This window comes from Sphingobium sp. V4 (assembly GCF_029590555.1).
In the GTDB taxonomy this organism is placed as follows: domain Bacteria; phylum Pseudomonadota; class Alphaproteobacteria; order Sphingomonadales; family Sphingomonadaceae; genus Sphingobium.
This window is the reverse complement of the sequence record NZ_CP081002.1, coordinates 898,740-912,696: the sequence shown is the minus strand read 5'-3', so window position 1 is coordinate 912,696 and position 13,957 is coordinate 898,740. Positions and strand designations below refer to the sequence as shown.

General features: G+C 61.0%; 17 protein-coding genes. 4 read left to right on the top strand and 13 right to left on the bottom strand.

The features are described 5' to 3' along the window. Positions 1-4 precede the first annotated feature (4 nt). From K3M67_RS19925 to K3M67_RS19895, 7 genes are all read right to left on the bottom strand, one after another. Entirely contained in the window at positions 5-958 is a 954-nt protein-coding gene (locus K3M67_RS19925; RefSeq protein WP_285833139.1) for a zinc-binding dehydrogenase, read from the bottom strand. Continuing rightward, the gene (locus K3M67_RS19920) at positions 951-1,400 is read right to left on the bottom strand and encodes an ester cyclase (protein WP_285833138.1); all 450 of its coding nucleotides are present in this window, start codon (positions 1,398-1,400) and stop codon (positions 951-953) included. The genes K3M67_RS19925 and K3M67_RS19920 overlap by 8 nt, the downstream gene beginning before the upstream one ends. A 17-nt stretch (positions 1,401-1,417) precedes the next feature. After that, complete coding sequence (locus K3M67_RS19915) at positions 1,418-2,188, bottom strand: SDR family NAD(P)-dependent oxidoreductase (protein WP_285833137.1); 771 nt, start codon at positions 2,186-2,188, stop codon at positions 1,418-1,420. 22 nt (positions 2,189-2,210) lie between these two features. Next, complete coding sequence (gene wrbA, locus K3M67_RS19910; RefSeq protein ID WP_285833136.1) at positions 2,211-2,810, bottom strand: NAD(P)H:quinone oxidoreductase; 600 nt, start codon at positions 2,808-2,810, stop codon at positions 2,211-2,213. Between the two features lie 245 nt (positions 2,811-3,055). Next, positions 3,056-3,832: an SDR family NAD(P)-dependent oxidoreductase gene (locus K3M67_RS19905; RefSeq protein ID WP_285833739.1), complete on the bottom strand. Its 777-nt coding sequence runs from the start codon at positions 3,830-3,832 to the stop codon at positions 3,056-3,058. A gap of 34 nt (positions 3,833-3,866) precedes the next feature. Next, positions 3,867-4,463 (bottom strand): NADPH-dependent F420 reductase, encoded by a 597-nt coding sequence (locus K3M67_RS19900; RefSeq protein WP_285833135.1) that lies wholly within the window; start codon positions 4,461-4,463, stop codon positions 3,867-3,869. A gap of 34 nt (positions 4,464-4,497) precedes the next feature. After that, positions 4,498-5,406 (bottom strand): pirin family protein, encoded by a 909-nt coding sequence (locus tag K3M67_RS19895; protein WP_285833134.1) that lies wholly within the window; start codon positions 5,404-5,406, stop codon positions 4,498-4,500. Between the two features lie 112 nt (positions 5,407-5,518). On the opposite strand from K3M67_RS19895, the gene K3M67_RS19890 reads away from it, so the two are divergent. Beyond that, positions 5,519-6,418 (top strand): LysR family transcriptional regulator, encoded by a 900-nt coding sequence (locus K3M67_RS19890; protein ID WP_285833133.1) that lies wholly within the window; start codon positions 5,519-5,521, stop codon positions 6,416-6,418. A gap of 135 nt (positions 6,419-6,553) precedes the next feature. Here the strand turns inward: K3M67_RS19890 and K3M67_RS19885 are convergent, their stop codons facing one another. Then, the gene (locus K3M67_RS19885; protein WP_285833132.1) at positions 6,554-7,465 is read right to left on the bottom strand and encodes an SDR family NAD(P)-dependent oxidoreductase; all 912 of its coding nucleotides are present in this window, start codon (positions 7,463-7,465) and stop codon (positions 6,554-6,556) included. Positions 7,466-7,518: 53 nt separating this feature from the next. Beyond that, the gene (locus K3M67_RS19880; protein WP_285833131.1) at positions 7,519-8,253 is read right to left on the bottom strand and encodes an SDR family oxidoreductase; all 735 of its coding nucleotides are present in this window, start codon (positions 8,251-8,253) and stop codon (positions 7,519-7,521) included. Positions 8,254-8,487: 234 nt separating this feature from the next. Between K3M67_RS19880 and K3M67_RS19875 the strand changes: the two genes are divergently transcribed. The 3 genes from K3M67_RS19875 to K3M67_RS19865 all read left to right on the top strand — a co-directional run bounded on the left by K3M67_RS19875 (position 8,488) and on the right by K3M67_RS19865 (position 10,906). Beyond that, positions 8,488-8,931 carry a DoxX family protein gene (locus tag K3M67_RS19875; protein WP_285833130.1) on the top strand — a complete coding sequence of 148 codons (444 nt, stop codon included), beginning with the start codon at positions 8,488-8,490 and terminating at the stop codon, positions 8,929-8,931. A 61-nt stretch (positions 8,932-8,992) separates the two neighbouring features. Further along, entirely contained in the window at positions 8,993-9,748 is a 756-nt protein-coding gene (locus K3M67_RS19870; RefSeq protein ID WP_285833129.1) for an alpha/beta hydrolase, read from the top strand. A gap of 552 nt (positions 9,749-10,300) precedes the next feature. Next, positions 10,301-10,906 carry an outer membrane protein gene (locus K3M67_RS19865; RefSeq protein ID WP_285833128.1) on the top strand — a complete coding sequence of 202 codons (606 nt, stop codon included), beginning with the start codon at positions 10,301-10,303 and terminating at the stop codon, positions 10,904-10,906. Positions 10,907-11,104: 198 nt separating this feature from the next. Here the strand turns inward: K3M67_RS19865 and K3M67_RS19860 are convergent, their stop codons facing one another. From K3M67_RS19860 to tnpA, 4 genes are all read right to left on the bottom strand, one after another. Beyond that, entirely contained in the window at positions 11,105-11,350 is a 246-nt protein-coding gene (locus K3M67_RS19860; RefSeq protein ID WP_285831800.1) for a hypothetical protein, read from the bottom strand. A 17-nt stretch (positions 11,351-11,367) separates the two neighbouring features. After that, the gene (gene tnpC, locus K3M67_RS19855) at positions 11,368-13,032 is read right to left on the bottom strand and encodes an IS66 family transposase (protein WP_285831799.1); all 1,665 of its coding nucleotides are present in this window, start codon (positions 13,030-13,032) and stop codon (positions 11,368-11,370) included. Positions 13,033-13,105: 73 nt separating this feature from the next. Then, entirely contained in the window at positions 13,106-13,447 is a 342-nt protein-coding gene (gene tnpB / locus K3M67_RS19850) for an IS66 family insertion sequence element accessory protein TnpB (RefSeq protein WP_031286377.1), read from the bottom strand. Beyond that, positions 13,444-13,791 carry an IS66-like element accessory protein TnpA gene (tnpA, locus tag K3M67_RS19845; RefSeq protein ID WP_285831798.1) on the bottom strand — a complete coding sequence of 116 codons (348 nt, stop codon included), beginning with the start codon at positions 13,789-13,791 and terminating at the stop codon, positions 13,444-13,446. The genes tnpB and tnpA overlap by 4 nt, the downstream gene beginning before the upstream one ends. Between the last annotated feature and the right edge of the window lie 166 nt (positions 13,792-13,957).

Below are 13,957 nucleotides of genomic sequence, written 5' to 3'. Positions count from 1 at the left end.
CCCTTCAGGGGATGAGGACGGGGTTTGGCCCAACCGTTCTGTCAGCGATCGCCTGGTGCGCAGCTGCGGCGTCCTTCAGAGGATAGCGATCCAATTGGATCTCTCCGAATGTGCCATCTCTCCAATGGGCGAAAATCTCGTCGGCCGCCGCTTCCAGGGTAGCGCCTTTTACGGCCGACGCGGCACTGGCATGCTCGACACGAATTTGGCGAGACGCCACCAGCCTCTCGTCGAATCCCGCAGGCCCTGAAGCCGCACCGATCGTAAAGATCGAGCCTCCCTCCCGAACCGCCTTGAGAGTGGCATCGGCGGTCGCGCGACCCACAAAATCATAGACTACATCGACGCCATCCGGGGCGAGTGCCCGGATTTCCGACGCGAGATCGGGGTTTTCGGATGAGAGGCGATGGCCGATATCTTCGGGAAGTCGCTCCAGCTTGGCCGCAGAGCCGACTGCGATGACGGTCGCCCCGAGCTTCTTTGCCCAGCGCGCCACCAGCGATCCCACGCCCCCGGTCGCGCCCTGAACAAGTACAACATCACCGGCCTTGACCTGATGCAGCTTTCGCACAGCGAGCCAGGCGGTTACCCCCTTGGTCAACAGGCCCGCGGCAAGCTGCGTCGGAACGTCTTGCGGCAGCGTCACCAGCGGCGCGGTTTCCATGATCCGCTCTTGAGCATAGGCGCCAGGGGCGAAGAAATATGCAACTCGGTCCCCTGGCTGAAAACCGCCGACGTCAGCGCCGACCTCGATAACTTCGCCGGCACCTTCGACACCGTTCACGAATGGCAAGGCTACGCCAAAAGTGCCGCTGCGAAACATCGTGTCGAGAAAGTTCACGCCGATCGCGTCATGCCTGATCTTGACTTCGCCGGCACCGGGCGCCCCCACCGTTTCCTGTTCCAGAACCAGCACTGCGGGGCCGCCGACGGCGTGCATACGGACAACATCAGACATGGCTTGGCTCTCCTGCGGTCAGCGGCGCGATCACGCCGATCTGCTGCAGAACCGAATAGAGGTTGGCGACACCCCAGTGCTCGGTGATCTTGCCATCGACGACCCTCATGGCGTCCACCGTCTCGAAGCTGACGCGCGTTCCGGTCTCGGCATGACCCAGGAAGTTCCCCTGATGGGTGCCGTGATATGTCTTGAAGGTGGTGACGATGTCGCCATCGACCTTCTGCCATTGAATCTCCGGCTTGAAGTCGGGGAACGCTTCACGCAGGCGCTTGTAGAGGACAAGCACGCCGGCTTTGTCCCGGGTGCCTCCGGGCTGCGGGGTGTGATCGTAGAAGTCGTCGGAGAACAGTTCGTCGAACAGGTCGAAGTCGCCTCCTCCCTGAACTTCTTCCGTGTTGCGGCGGACCACCAATTTGGCGGCTTCGCTAATTTCGTTCATGTCATATCTCCTGTGTATCAGATTTCAAATCCGCCGATGGTCATGCCGCCATCGACCACCAGCAGCTGTCCGATGACATAGCTTGCGGCATCCGAAGCCAACCATATCGCAGCCTCGGCAATCTCTTTGGGGTCCGCACCCCGTTTCGCCGGAATGGCTGTGCGAGCGAGCTCAGCGAAGCGGGGATTTTGGTGGCTGTTCGCGACAACCATCGGTGTCTCGGTCCAGCCTGGCGCAATGGCATTGATCCGGATGCCGCGAGCGGCATTTTCCATAGCCGCTACACGGGTAAGTCCGTGCACGCCGTGCTTTGAAGCTGCATACGCACTCATCCCACCCGGGCCCGTTACGGCGGCAACGGAGGCGGTGTTGACGATCGCCCCGCCCCCACTCTGCAGCATCGCCGGAATCTGGAATTTCATGCCCAGGAAGACGCTGCGCAGATTTACCGCCAGAACACGGTCGAAGTCGTCGACCGGATAGTCCTCGATACGATGGGTTTCGCCGGTGATGCCAGCATTGTTGAAGGCGATATCGAGACGACCCGCCGATCCAAGTACATAATCGGTGAAACGCTCGACGTCGCTCTCTCGGGAGACGTCGACCTCCGACAGGCTAAAGCGAAAGCCCTCCGATGTAACAAGCTCGCTTGTCTGCTGCAGCCCTGCCGTATCCCGGTCAGCGCCAAAAACCCAGGCGCCTGCTTTCGCGAAACCGAGCGCCGCTTCTCTCCCGATGCCTGAACCGGCTCCGGTTACAATCACGACTTTGTTGTGCAGGTCTACCATCGGAGGTCTCCCGTGTTACGGATTAGCCGAAGAGTTTGGCTGCGGTCTTCGCCACGATTTCGCCCTGGTGACGGGCACCGTCGAGTTCGATCTGCGAAGGCTGACGCGAGCCATCACCGCCGGCGATCGTGGTGGCGCCATAGGGCGCGCCGCCAACGATCTCGTCCATGCTCATCTGGCCGCCATGGCTGTAGGGCAGGCCTACGATGGTCATCCCGAAGTGCAGCAGGTTGGTAATGATCGAGAACAGCGTCGTCTCGTTGCCGCCATGCTGGGTCGCCGACGAGGTGAACGCCGCACCCACTTTGCCGTTCAGCGCGCCGCGCGCCCACAGGCCGCCTGCCTGGTCGAGGAATGCCGCCAGCTGGCTCGACATGCGCCCGAAGCGCGTGCCCGTGCCCACGATGATCGCATCGTAGTCCGCAAGCTCGGCAACGGTTGCGACCGGCGCGTCCTGCTCCAGCTTGAAATGCGCACCGTGCGCAATGTCTTCGGGCACCGTTTCGGGAACGCGCTTGACGTCCACCGTCGCACCGGCGGAGCGGGCACCTTCAGCGATGGCATGCGCCATCGTCTCGATGTGGCCGTAGGAGGAGTAATAAAGAACGAGAACCTTAGCCATTGTGATGATCCTTGAGAGAGGATGGAGAGGGGAGTGACTGTGTGGGATCGTTCTGCCAGCCAAAGATCGATCCGAAAATCCGAATACGATCGACAGCTACCATCGATAAAATCGACAAGCAGGTCGCTTCGACACGTGTGTACGCGACCATGCAGATGCCCCCTTTTTCATCGCTGCCACGAATACAACGAAGAAAAGGGAACGTTCCGTCTTTTTGTACTGGTGTCAAGTCAGCTTGTTAGCGGTCAAATTACCGCAAGCAGGCCCCCATCAACCTGAAGGGCGATACCGGACACATAGCTTGAGAGATCAGAGCCCAGGAACGCTACGGCGTCACCGATCTCGGATGGCTGACCGAGCCGACGCAGAGGCGTGCGCTGGCGGAAGCCTTCGCTGGCAGCGGCAATGTCGGGCGTGCTGCGCAGCAATTCGGTGTCGATCGTGCCAGGGGCGATGGCATTGACGCGGATTCCATCCGGGCCGAGCGCGTCGGCAAGGGCCTTTGCCATCAGCACGACACCGCCCTTGCTGGTCGAATAGGCCACGGTGATGCCGGCGCCGACGAGACCGCCCATGCTGGCCATCAAGACGATGCTACCGGCTTTGCTCCCTGCCTTCATCTGACGCGCAGCCGCCTGTGCGCCGAACAGCGTGCCATCAAGGTTGATGGACATGAGGCGGCGGTAATCATCCTCGGACACTTCCGCGCCATCGGAGCGAAGCGATATGCCGGCGTTCAGCACCATGACATCCACGCCGCCAAACTGATCGGCGGCAGCGACCAGCTGATCATTGTCGTCTTTCTTCGAGACGTCGGCCCGAACGAACAGCGCAGCTACGCCAAGCGCCTCGATCTCCTGCGTAGTGAGAGTTCCGCCCTCACGGGGCGCCTCGACGATGTCGGACACGATCACGGCCTTGGCGCCATGTTTGGCCGCCGAGATGGCGATGGCGCGGCCGATGCCGCTTGCAGCACCGGTGACGACGACAGTCTTGCCTTCAAGAATATTGGACATGGAAATTCTCCTTGGCGCAATCGCGCCTGTAAGTGGATGATCAGCCCTGTTTGATGAGGCTGTGGACCATGAGCGCCCCGCCGAACTGCTGCAGGCGGCCGCCTTCATCGATGCGGCCAAGGTTGATGGCGGCGTATCCCAGAGCTTCGATCAGTTGCGCAGCCGTTGCCGATGCGTCGGGATCGTTGCTGGAATGAAAGATGGTACGCTTACCCGTCGCAGAACCGGGCTCCTGGGCGAGGACCGCTGCTGGCAGCGTGTTGAAGGCCTTCACGACGGCCGCGCCGGGCAGCGCCTGCGCCACGATGTCGCTCGACAGGCGCCCGCCAAGATCAGCGGGCGAGAAGTCGGTGAAGTTGATCGCGTTGGTAGCATCGATCACCACTTTGCCCGTCCAGTCCGCCGCAGCTGCCGCGACGGCGTCGATGGCGGAGAATGGCACCGCCAATATGATGGTATCGGCCTGCAGCGCGTCGGAAAGCTCGGCAGGGCGAACATACGATCCGAGCTCCCCTGCCAGGGCGGCAAGGGACCCGCTTCCGCGGGTGTTGGCGATCAGGACAGGCGTGTTGGTACGAGCGAACTGACGGGCCAGCGCAGTGCCGATCGCGCCCGAACCGATGATCGAATAGGTCATGATGAAAATCCTTTTGAAACGGTGAAGAGAAGGGTCAGGCGGCGCGTGGCGCCGCGGCGGGAAGAGGGATGAATTCGGGGTCGCCAGGCACGATCGGGAACCTGCCTGAGCGCCAGTCATCGGCAGCCTGCTCGATGCGATCGAGGCGGCTTGAGACGAAGTTCCAGTAGATGTGGCGTTCGCCTGCGAGCGGCTCGCCGCCGAGCACCATCAATCGGGCGTTCGACACGCCGTGAAGGACGATCTCGGAGCCCGGCTTCAGGACGATCAGCTGGTCCTTGACGAAGCGGCCTTGCTGACCGCCGACTTCGATTTCTCCCTCGACGACGTAGACCGCACGTTCGACGTGATCGGAATCCAGCTTGAAGCGCTTCCCGGCTTGCAGCTGCAGATCCGCATAGAGCGTCTCGGAAAAGATCGGCGTCGGCGACTTCGCGCCCCCCAGGCTCCCGGCGAGAAGGCTCACCCGAACACCGTCGTCGGTGAGCACCGGAATATCGGCGGCTTCGATATGGGCGAAGCCAGGGTCGGTTTCTTCGAGCTCCAGCGGCAACGCCAGCCAGGTCTGGAAACCGAACATACGCGCTTCGCGATCACGGAAGCCTTGTCCGCTACGCTCGGAGTGGACGATCCCGCGTCCAGCGGTCATCAGGTTGACCTCGCCGGGCTGGATCGTCTGGAAATAGCCTTCGCTATCCCGGTGATCGAGCTCACCCTCTATCAGGTAGGTAAGCGTGGCGAGGCCGATATGCGGATGCGGCCGCGTATCGACGCCTTCGCCGGACCGGAAAACGGCAGGTCCGAAAGCATCGAAGAATGCGAACGGTCCAACCATCCGGCGCTGGGCCGAAGGGAGAGCCCGGCGCACATCGAAGCCGCCGAGATCGCGCACTGCCGGCAGTATCACCTGCTCGACGAGTGCCGGGTTTGCTTGGAAAGTCATGTCTTGTTCCTTCATCGTCGGCGGTAAGCCAGTGGCGATGTCGGAGATTTATGCGTTTCATTCGGTCTAAAAAACCGGCATACGCTCGGTGATTAGGTTCGAGGAATTCGATATGATAAGTGAGCCGGGCACGCCCACGCTTGACCAGCTGAAAGTCTTCCTGACGGTTGTAGACGTCGGGAGCTTTGCCGGCGCTGCGCGGCAGCTCAATCGCGCTTCCTCGGTAGTGAGCTACTCGATCTCCAACCTGGAGGCGCAACTCGGCCTGACTCTGTTCGACCGGGAAACGACGCGTAAGCCTCAACTGACCGAAGCGGGCCGCATGGTGCTTGCCGAGGCCAGAAGGGTTGCCGGTGGTATCGACAGCCTGCGAGCGAAATCCAAGGGTATGCTGCAGGGCCTGGAGTCAGAGCTTCACATCGTGCTCGACACCTTGTTGCCCGAGGAACGGGTAGTGGATGCCCTCACGAGTTTCCGCGAACAGTTCCCGACCGTAACGCTTCATCTTTATGTCGAATCACTGGGTTCGGTAACAAGACTGGTAATGGACCGGATCGCCAACATCGGGGTGGCTGGGCCGCTGGTCAGTGTAGATGGCATCGAAAAAGAGGGGATCGGCAGCGTGCGCATGATCCCCGTGGCCGCACCGAGCCATCCCTTGGCGATTGCAGAAGAGAACCTGCCCGGCGCAGGTCGCGAACATGTCCAGCTGGTCCTTACCGACCGATCGGCGCTGACCAAGGGACGCGACATTGCTGTGGTCGGCACCAGCACCTGGCGCCTTGCGGACCTCAGTTCCAAGCACATGCTTCTCAAGGCCGGGATCGGGTGGGGAAATATGCCCGAGCCGATGATCGCGGAAGATATATTGACCGGTAGGCTGGTGAAGCTGGATATGCCTGACAGCATCGGCGGCGACTATGTCATGGATGCGATTTACCGGACAGACAGCCCCCCCGGTCCTGCAGGGCGATGGCTGATACAACGGTTCAAGGAACAGGCATCTCATTGATGCTCTCGGATTGCAGGTCCAGCTACCATCCGGCGCCAGGAACGAACGCGGCAGGGTCTTCAGCGGAGTGATCTTTGATTGCTGGCGGCGAGGCCCGAAAAGCACGCCTTTGGGGCCTCGCGATCTGGATGCGACCTAACCGAGTTGGAGCAGGCGATCGAAGCCCATGATGCGGAACACCCGTTCGGTCTGGGCCTGCGCGACGCTGTTCACCGGCTCCGCGCCGTAATCGGAATAATCGACGGTCGTTCGCATGGGCTTGCTGCCACGCGGGAGGGAAAGCACCCGAGCGATCTCGTCCGCCACACCTTGCACGGGCGCGTCGCAGCCATTCCGGAACAGGTTCCGCAACCCAGGTTCATATCGGTTGAATTCTTCCTGGAGCTTGTCGTACCCGCCCGCCGCCTCTTCATCCGCCGGGAAGACGGCGGTCGCGAAGTGGGAGGTTCCATCCATGAATACGCCGGGCATGACGATGACCGTCTCGATGCCGAGCGGGCCCACTTCATAGGCCGTGGCCTCTGCGACGGCATCCATCGCGTATTTGCCAGCCACGTAGGGCATCATGAACGGGGAAACGATCCTGGTGATGCCGCTGCCGACATAGAGCAGGACGCCGGAACCTTGCTTGCGCATGTGTGGGAGTGCCGCTCGGTTCAGGCGATGAGCACCGACTGCATTGGTGTTGAGGCTGTCGGCAAGTTGCTCGGCCGTAAAACCTTCCGCCATGCCGATGAAGAGGTGGGCTGCATTGTGGATCACGACGTCAAGAGTGCTGTGGTCCGCAACGACCTGTTCGACAGCGGCGTTGCAGGGTTCCTGGCTGTGAATGTCGAGATCGACGACCCTTACATATCCGCCGCACTCTTTGGCGAAAGCCTCCAGAGCCTCACGCCGCGCGCTGCTGCGTCCGTGTGGGTCGCGAACACCAGCATAAACGGCATAACCTTCTCTGATCAGGGTTTGAGCCGTCAGAAGTCCCATTCCTGAACCGGATCCGGAGATGAGAACAGTCTTCTTCATTTTCGAACACTCCTCGAATTTCATGACGCGCCGCCTCACAGAGCCGGGGCTTTGCACGTGCTGTTGATGGCGATTGGTCAGAGCGCGGACGCGGTCGGGCGGACGATCATCTCGGTCGTATCCACGTCCCCCGGCTGCTCGACGGCGAAGCGAATTGCCCTGGCGATCGCAAACGGGCTGATGGCGACCTTGCGGTATTCCTTCATTTCCTCACGGCCCTTGGGGTCGGAGATCGAGTCCGCCAGTTCGGATTCGGTCACACCTGGGCTGATGACCGTCACGCGGATCTTGTCATTCTCCTGGCGCAGGCCTTCGGAAATCGCCCTGACCGCGAATTTGGTCGCACAATATACCGCCGCCGTTGGAGAGACGACATGACCGCCTGTCGAGGCGATGTTGATCACATGGCCGAAGCCCTGTTCATTCATGGCGGGAAGCACGGCCGCAATGCCGTAGAGCGTTCCCTTGATGTTGACGTCGACCATGCGGTCCCACTCGTCGACCTTCAGCGCGGCCATCGGGGACAGCGGCATGACGCCGGCATTGTTGACGATCACGTCGATCTTGCCGAACCGGACCCGGGCCTCCTCGGCAAATGCAGCCACCTCCGCCTGGCTCGTGACATCCATCGCTTTCGCCATTGCCTTGCCGCCGGCGGCCTCGATCTCCTGCACCAGCTTTTCGAGCCGCTCCACACGGCGCGCGCCCAGCACAACCGTAGCTCCTGCTTCCGCGAGAGTACGCGCGGTCGCTTCGCCGATCCCGCTGCTCGCGCCCGTGATCAGTACGACCTTTCCTTCGAGATTTTGCATCGGATCAATCCTTTCACTTGGTTGGTGAAGCGGATGTATCCCGAGGGACATTCACGGATAATCGCGTGAAAAGCGTCAAGCTTTGTTAGCGGCGCAAGCATAGTCATCCCAACTAGTCGAATTTCTCGATCCTAATCGTCTATCCTATTCGTCTATTTTGATGAGAAGACTGGTGCCATTTGGACGTCAGCAGCGGTCGTGGTGACCGGCTGAACAAGACGAAGGAGACATCCAATGAACACTGCAACCGTCAGCCCCGCCCACACCGTCACGGGCATCGACGCAAACGCCAACGGCGCTTCCTATGCCGCCCTCGCCGGTCGCGTACTTATCGCTCCGCTCTTCCTGCTTTCGGGCCTGTCCAAGGTGGCGGCTCCTGCTGCGACCATCGGCATGATCGGAAGCGTCGGCCTTCCGCTCCCTTCGGTCGGCTTCGGTCTGGCAGTTTTGGTCGAAATCCTCGGCAGCGTCGCTCTGCTCGCGGGTTACCGCACCCGTCTCGTAGCTGCCGTCATGGCGCTGTTCACCCTCGGCGCCGCGCTGGCCTTTCATAGCAACCTCGCCGATCAGAACCAGTTCATCCACTTCTTCAAGAACATCTCGATCATCGGCGGCCTGCTGCAGATCGTGGCCTTCGGAGCCGGTCGCTTCAGCCTGGATGGCAAGGCCGGTCGTTGACTGTCACCTCGGCACGGTCGGAGCCGTGCCGAGCATTCACCATGATGCAGGGACGATGATCATGAAGCGTACAATCACCCTCCTGGCCGCCGCAGCCTCGATCGCGCTTGGCCCCTCGCCCGTCAGCGCCAAAGACCATGATCGCATCGAGAATGTCGTTCTGGTGCATGGCGCGGCGATGGACGGGTCCAGCTGGCGCAAGGTCTACGACATCCTCGTTCGCAAACATTACACCGTATCGGTAGTCCAGCTTCCCCTTTCGAACCTGGATGCCGATATCGCTGCCACCCGCAAGGTCATTGCACGCCAAGATGGTCCGGTGGTGCTGGTCGGGCATTCTTACGGGGGGGCCGTTATTACCGCTGCGGGCACTGATCCAAAGGTGAAATCGCTGGTCTATGTAGCGGCCATTCAGCCGGACACTCGCGAATCCGTAGGCGAACTCAACGCAAGATGGCCGCTGCCTGGCCATGTGCTCATGGTCGATGAGACGTCATTGATTGTCGACCCCGTCATGTTCAAGCATGACGTCGCCGACGACTTGCCCACCGCCGATGCCCATTATCTTGCTGCCTCGCAGCGTCCTACCTCGGTGAGCGTCTTTTCCGCAAAGTTGCCGACCGCAGCATGGCGCGCAAAGCCCAGCTTCGGGATCATCGCGCAGGATGATCGCACGCTTTCACCTGAAATGCTGCGAACTCTTTATCGTCGCTCGCACACGATCACCGTCGAGATCCCGGGCAGTCACCTGATCCAGATTTCGCAACCTCGGAAGGTGGCCGATGTCGTGATCCGGGCGTCGGAAGTCGATTATTAATCTGCCGGTGCGTGTGTTCGCTGCCTGAATTTTGCACTGCCACTATGTGGCTTCGCTAACAAACCTTGGCGCGAACAACACCATTAAGTCCCCCACCGTTGCGCCTATTTTGTCGGCATACCGCCGCGGATGGACATGTCTGTCTTCGGCTACGGAGGATATCATCATGAACAGAAATCAAGAGGTGAGCCATGACGTAGCTTTGAACGTAAAGCCGCTGGAATGGGATCACTGCCCTGTCACCCGCCACCGTTTCGCGCTGGCCTCAAATGACAGGAGGCCACAATGAAATGGATGCCTGTCCTCCTGACGCTGTGCGGTTTCAATGCCGGGCAAGCGACCCAGATTACCTACACTCTTGAATTCATGCTCGCCGAAATCCGCCAATTTGGCGGTCGGTGAAACTGGCTTCCGCTCTGCATAGCAAGAGCTTCGAAGTCCTCCATCAACCCATGTGCCCGGAAGCAACCGCATGTTGGCGGACGAGCTGATGTGCGCCCTCTCTCTAGCAATCAAGCCTGCACATGCAGCATTTTGAAAGGATATAGTCTCATGAACAAGTTCATCATCGCATCCGCCGTTCTGTTCGCTGCCACGGGAGTTTCCGCTGCAGCCTCTGCCGAGACGTTCAACGGCCCCTTTGTCGGCGCGCAGATTGGCTGGAACCACGATGAAGCCGGCACCGTTGGAACGTCTATCGGTCGAGTGAACTCATCCAACGAGCGCGACGCGTTCATCGGTGGCGCATTCGTCGGCTACGACTACAAGATCACGCCGAAGATTGTGATCGGCGCCGAGGCAGGGTTCAGTGTCGGTGCAGATGACGCGGTGTCTGGCGGCGCTGCAGGCAGCGCACTTGTTCTCGATCCGAAATACTCGATCGATGTCAGTGCCCGTGCAGGTTATCTGGTCCGGGAAAACACGCTTGTTTACGTCCGCGGCGGATATTCGAACGTTCGCGCAAATGTGCGGCTGACTGAAGCTTCGGACATTCGCGGCAAGGACAACCGCGATGCTTGGATGGTCGGCGGTGGTGTCGAGCAGGCGATCACGCAGAATATCTCGGCTCGTCTGGAGTATCGTTACTCGGACCTGAGCGAAGGCCGCGGGTCTTGGGATCGCCACCAGGTGCTCCTTGGCGCAGCCTATCGTTTCTGATCTCACTCCGGTTTGTGATGGGTCTGGGGTGGGCTTTAAGCCCACCCCCGTTGACTGCAATCGTCTTGCTTAGAGCTGCCCACGGAGCTCCCAGTTCGCAAGACGATGATCGCATGCGCAAGCGACGGCAATGCGGCTGAAACGTACGCATCCGTTGAGGACCGCGGCTAAGGGCGGTTCGCTGCCGGATTTGGCATCTTATTTGCCGAGGAAGGCCTCGATGCCTTCTTGAGCGAGCACATCGCGGAACGCGGCATCGGCATCTCGGTCGGTGGGAAAGAGATCGTCCCAGACCGTCGAGGTTCCGTGCTGGTTGACGACTTCAAGGGACCAACCACGTTCGGTGGCAAGCCGGACGATGTTGATCGTCAAACGCACGCCTGCCTGTTCCATAGAACGGCAGAGCGGGGATTCGATCAGTTCGGGTTGCGGGCCAAATTCCATGCCGTAATGCTATGAGATCACGGCTCCAGCTTCAACGCTGTTGGCTTCCAATTCCAGGGGAGTAAATCGCCAAGCCGATTGGCTGGATGACCGGCGATGCGGGCGAGGACGTCGGCAAGCCACGCCTGAGGATCTACGTCGTTGAGGCGACAGCTCTGAATGAGTGAGAACATGATGGCGGCGCGCTGACCGCCGCGATCGGAGCCACAAAATAGCCAGGCTTTCCGCCCGAGTGGCACACAGCGCAGCGCCCGTTCCGCTGCGTTGTTTGTCAAACAGACCCTTCCATCGGCGAGGAAATGGGTGAATGCGTCCCAGCGCCGCAGCATATAGTTGATGGCCTTGGTCAGATCATGGTTGCGGGAGAGCTTGGTGAGTTGAGCCTCCAGCCAATCGTGCAACTCGGCCATCAGCGGCGCGCTCAGCTCCTGCCGAACGGCAAGCCGCTCTGCCGCGGTTTTGCCGTTGATGCCTCGCTCAATGTCGAACAGGGCATCAAGCTTCTGCACCGCCTCCAGCGCGATCGGATAGATGGGACCGGCTCGCTCACCACGGCTCTTCTTGCGCGCGGCGCCCTCGACGTCGGCGAGTTCGAAGAACTTCCTACGTGCATGGGCAAAGCATCCCGCCTCCACGATAAGGCCGGGCCGACGATCGGGAGCGTACAGCTCGAAATAGCCCGCATAGGCGTCTGCCTGCAGAATCCCGGACCAGGACGCGAGATGCGCCTGGGGATGTTCGCCGCGCCGATCCCGCGAGTAATAGAATACCACCGCTGGCGGATCGGCGCCGCCGAACGAGCGGTCATCCCGGACATAGTCCCATAATCGGCCAGTATTGGTCTTGCCCTTTGCCATGACCGGCACGGTGGTATCGTCACCATGTACGCGCTCGGCGGCAAACACATGGGCCTCGATCAGCCGGAAGATGGGCATCAAAGCAAAGGAAGCCGCGCCGACCTGATCTGCGAGCGTGGAGACGCTCAGCGGCACGCCTTCGCGGGTGAAACGCTCGGCCTGACGGTTGAGAGGCTGGTGCTGTCCATACTTCTCGAACAGCAGCATGGCGAGGAAGCTTGGGCCGGCCCAGCCACGCGGCACGACATGGAAGGGCGCGGGCGGCTGCGTGATCTTCTCGCAATCTCGGCAGGAGAACTTCTCGCGCACGGTCTGGATGACCTTCCAGGCGCGCGGGATCACCTCCAGCGTCTCGGTCACATCTTCGCCCAGCTTCGACAGGCGCACGCCACCGCAGGACGGGCAAGAACAGGGCGCCGGGATGACGACGCGCTCACGTGGCAAATGGTCAGGGAATGGCTTCCTGACCGGCCTCTTGCGCTCAAAGGCTGTGACGGTCGTTGCCTTTGCTGCGGCGGTCTCGGCGGCAAGATCATCTTCGGCGGCGTCAGCCTCCAGATCTTCGAGCTCAAACTCCATCTGCGCGAGAAGCCGGCGGGTGCGTTCGGCGCTGGGGCCATATTGCTCACGCCTGAGCTTGGCGATCTGCAACTTGTAGTGCGAGATCAAGGCTTCGGTGGCGCTCTCCCGGGCACGGGCATTGGCTAGTTCGGCTTCGGCACTTGTCGCGCGCTGTTCGGCCGCATCGGCGCGTTGCGCACTGAGCAGCACCAGCGCCTTGAGCGCTTCGATATCGTCAGGCAGGGGCGAAACGGCGGCGTCCACAACCCGGATGGAATCACAGAAAACCGCCCGGATGAAGCGGAAAATGCGACCTCGGCAAAAGAAAATCCGTGCCTTATCCCGCGCTCTGCGGACGCCAGCTATATTGCGGGTTCCGCCAGTCCACGCCGTCGAGCAAACAGGCCAGCTGTGAGCTCGTCAGCGACACCACTCCGTCCTTCGCGGAGGGCCAAATGAACTTCCCTCGTTCCAGGCGCTTCGAATAAAGCGACATCCCGAGGCCGTCGTGCCAAATTATCTTCACCAGCGACCCGTTCCGCCCTCGAAAGACCCAGAGATCGCCGGCAAATGGGTCGCGCGAGAAACTTTGCTGCACCATCGCCGCGAGGCTCTGCATCCCGCGGCGCATATCGGTATGGCCCATTGCGATCCACACCCGTGCGCCTGCTGGGATCATCGCAAGGCCTTCAGCGCCGCCGACACCAAGGCAGGTGTGGCCACAGCTGATATGCTCACGCGTCCCTTGCCACCCAGATCCACGATGATCACCGGCATCCCGGCCTGATGCCCGCCTCGCTGTTCGCCATCGTCCACCACCGCCTCGGCGAACTCGGCCAAGGCAGGCGTCTGCCGCAGCCTGCTGCGCCATGTGTAGATCCGCGCTGTGGAAATGTCGTGCCGTCGCGCCACGGCCGAGACGCTGGCTCCTGGCGCAAAGGCTTCCGCCAGAATCTGAAGCCGTTTCTCGTCGCTCCACCGCCGCCGCCGTTCCGGCCCGGTCATCACCGTGATCTGCCCCATCAACCGCTCCTAAGCCTACTCCCGAGAGCATTCTTAAGAGCAGTCCACTACCTCACGACAAGGCGGCGGCCGCCGGATGGATACGCTGAAACCGGACATTCTGACACATTTCTGGAAAGGCGGCATTGTCCCACGATGCGGTGTTCGCTCGCTGCGAAGCCGCCCC

What these genes read in the sequence shown, in the direction of transcription:
- K3M67_RS19925 (WP_285833139.1), bottom strand. Translation starts at nt 958, where the DNA reads ATGTCTGATGTTGTCCGTATGCACGCCGTCGGCGGCCCCGCAGTGCTG.
- K3M67_RS19920 (WP_285833138.1), bottom strand. Translation starts at nt 1,400, where the DNA reads ATGAACGAAATTAGCGAAGCCGCCAAATTGGTGGTCCGCCGCAACACG.
- K3M67_RS19915 (WP_285833137.1), bottom strand. Translation starts at nt 2,188, where the DNA reads ATGGTAGACCTGCACAACAAAGTCGTGATTGTAACCGGAGCCGGTTCA.
- wrbA (WP_285833136.1), bottom strand. Translation starts at nt 2,810, where the DNA reads ATGGCTAAGGTTCTCGTTCTTTATTACTCCTCCTACGGCCACATCGAG.
- K3M67_RS19900 (WP_285833135.1), bottom strand. Translation starts at nt 4,463, where the DNA reads ATGACCTATTCGATCATCGGTTCGGGCGCGATCGGCACTGCGCTGGCC.
- K3M67_RS19895 (WP_285833134.1), bottom strand. Translation starts at nt 5,406, where the DNA reads ATGACTTTCCAAGCAAACCCGGCACTCGTCGAGCAGGTGATACTGCCG.
- K3M67_RS19890 (WP_285833133.1), top strand. Translation starts at nt 5,519, where the DNA reads ATGATAAGTGAGCCGGGCACGCCCACGCTTGACCAGCTGAAAGTCTTC.
- K3M67_RS19885 (WP_285833132.1), bottom strand. Translation starts at nt 7,465, where the DNA reads ATGAAATTCGAGGAGTGTTCGAAAATGAAGAAGACTGTTCTCATCTCC.
- K3M67_RS19880 (WP_285833131.1), bottom strand. Translation starts at nt 8,253, where the DNA reads ATGCAAAATCTCGAAGGAAAGGTCGTACTGATCACGGGCGCGAGCAGC.
- K3M67_RS19875 (WP_285833130.1), top strand. Translation starts at nt 8,488, where the DNA reads ATGAACACTGCAACCGTCAGCCCCGCCCACACCGTCACGGGCATCGAC.
- K3M67_RS19870 (WP_285833129.1), top strand. Translation starts at nt 8,993, where the DNA reads ATGAAGCGTACAATCACCCTCCTGGCCGCCGCAGCCTCGATCGCGCTT.
- K3M67_RS19865 (WP_285833128.1), top strand. Translation starts at nt 10,301, where the DNA reads ATGAACAAGTTCATCATCGCATCCGCCGTTCTGTTCGCTGCCACGGGA.
- K3M67_RS19860 (WP_285831800.1), bottom strand. Translation starts at nt 11,350, where the DNA reads ATGGAATTTGGCCCGCAACCCGAACTGATCGAATCCCCGCTCTGCCGT.
- tnpB (WP_031286377.1), bottom strand. Translation starts at nt 13,447, where the DNA reads ATGATCCCAGCAGGCGCACGGGTGTGGATCGCAATGGGCCATACCGAT.
- tnpA (WP_285831798.1), bottom strand. Translation starts at nt 13,791, where the DNA reads ATGGGGCAGATCACGGTGATGACCGGGCCGGAACGGCGGCGGCGGTGG.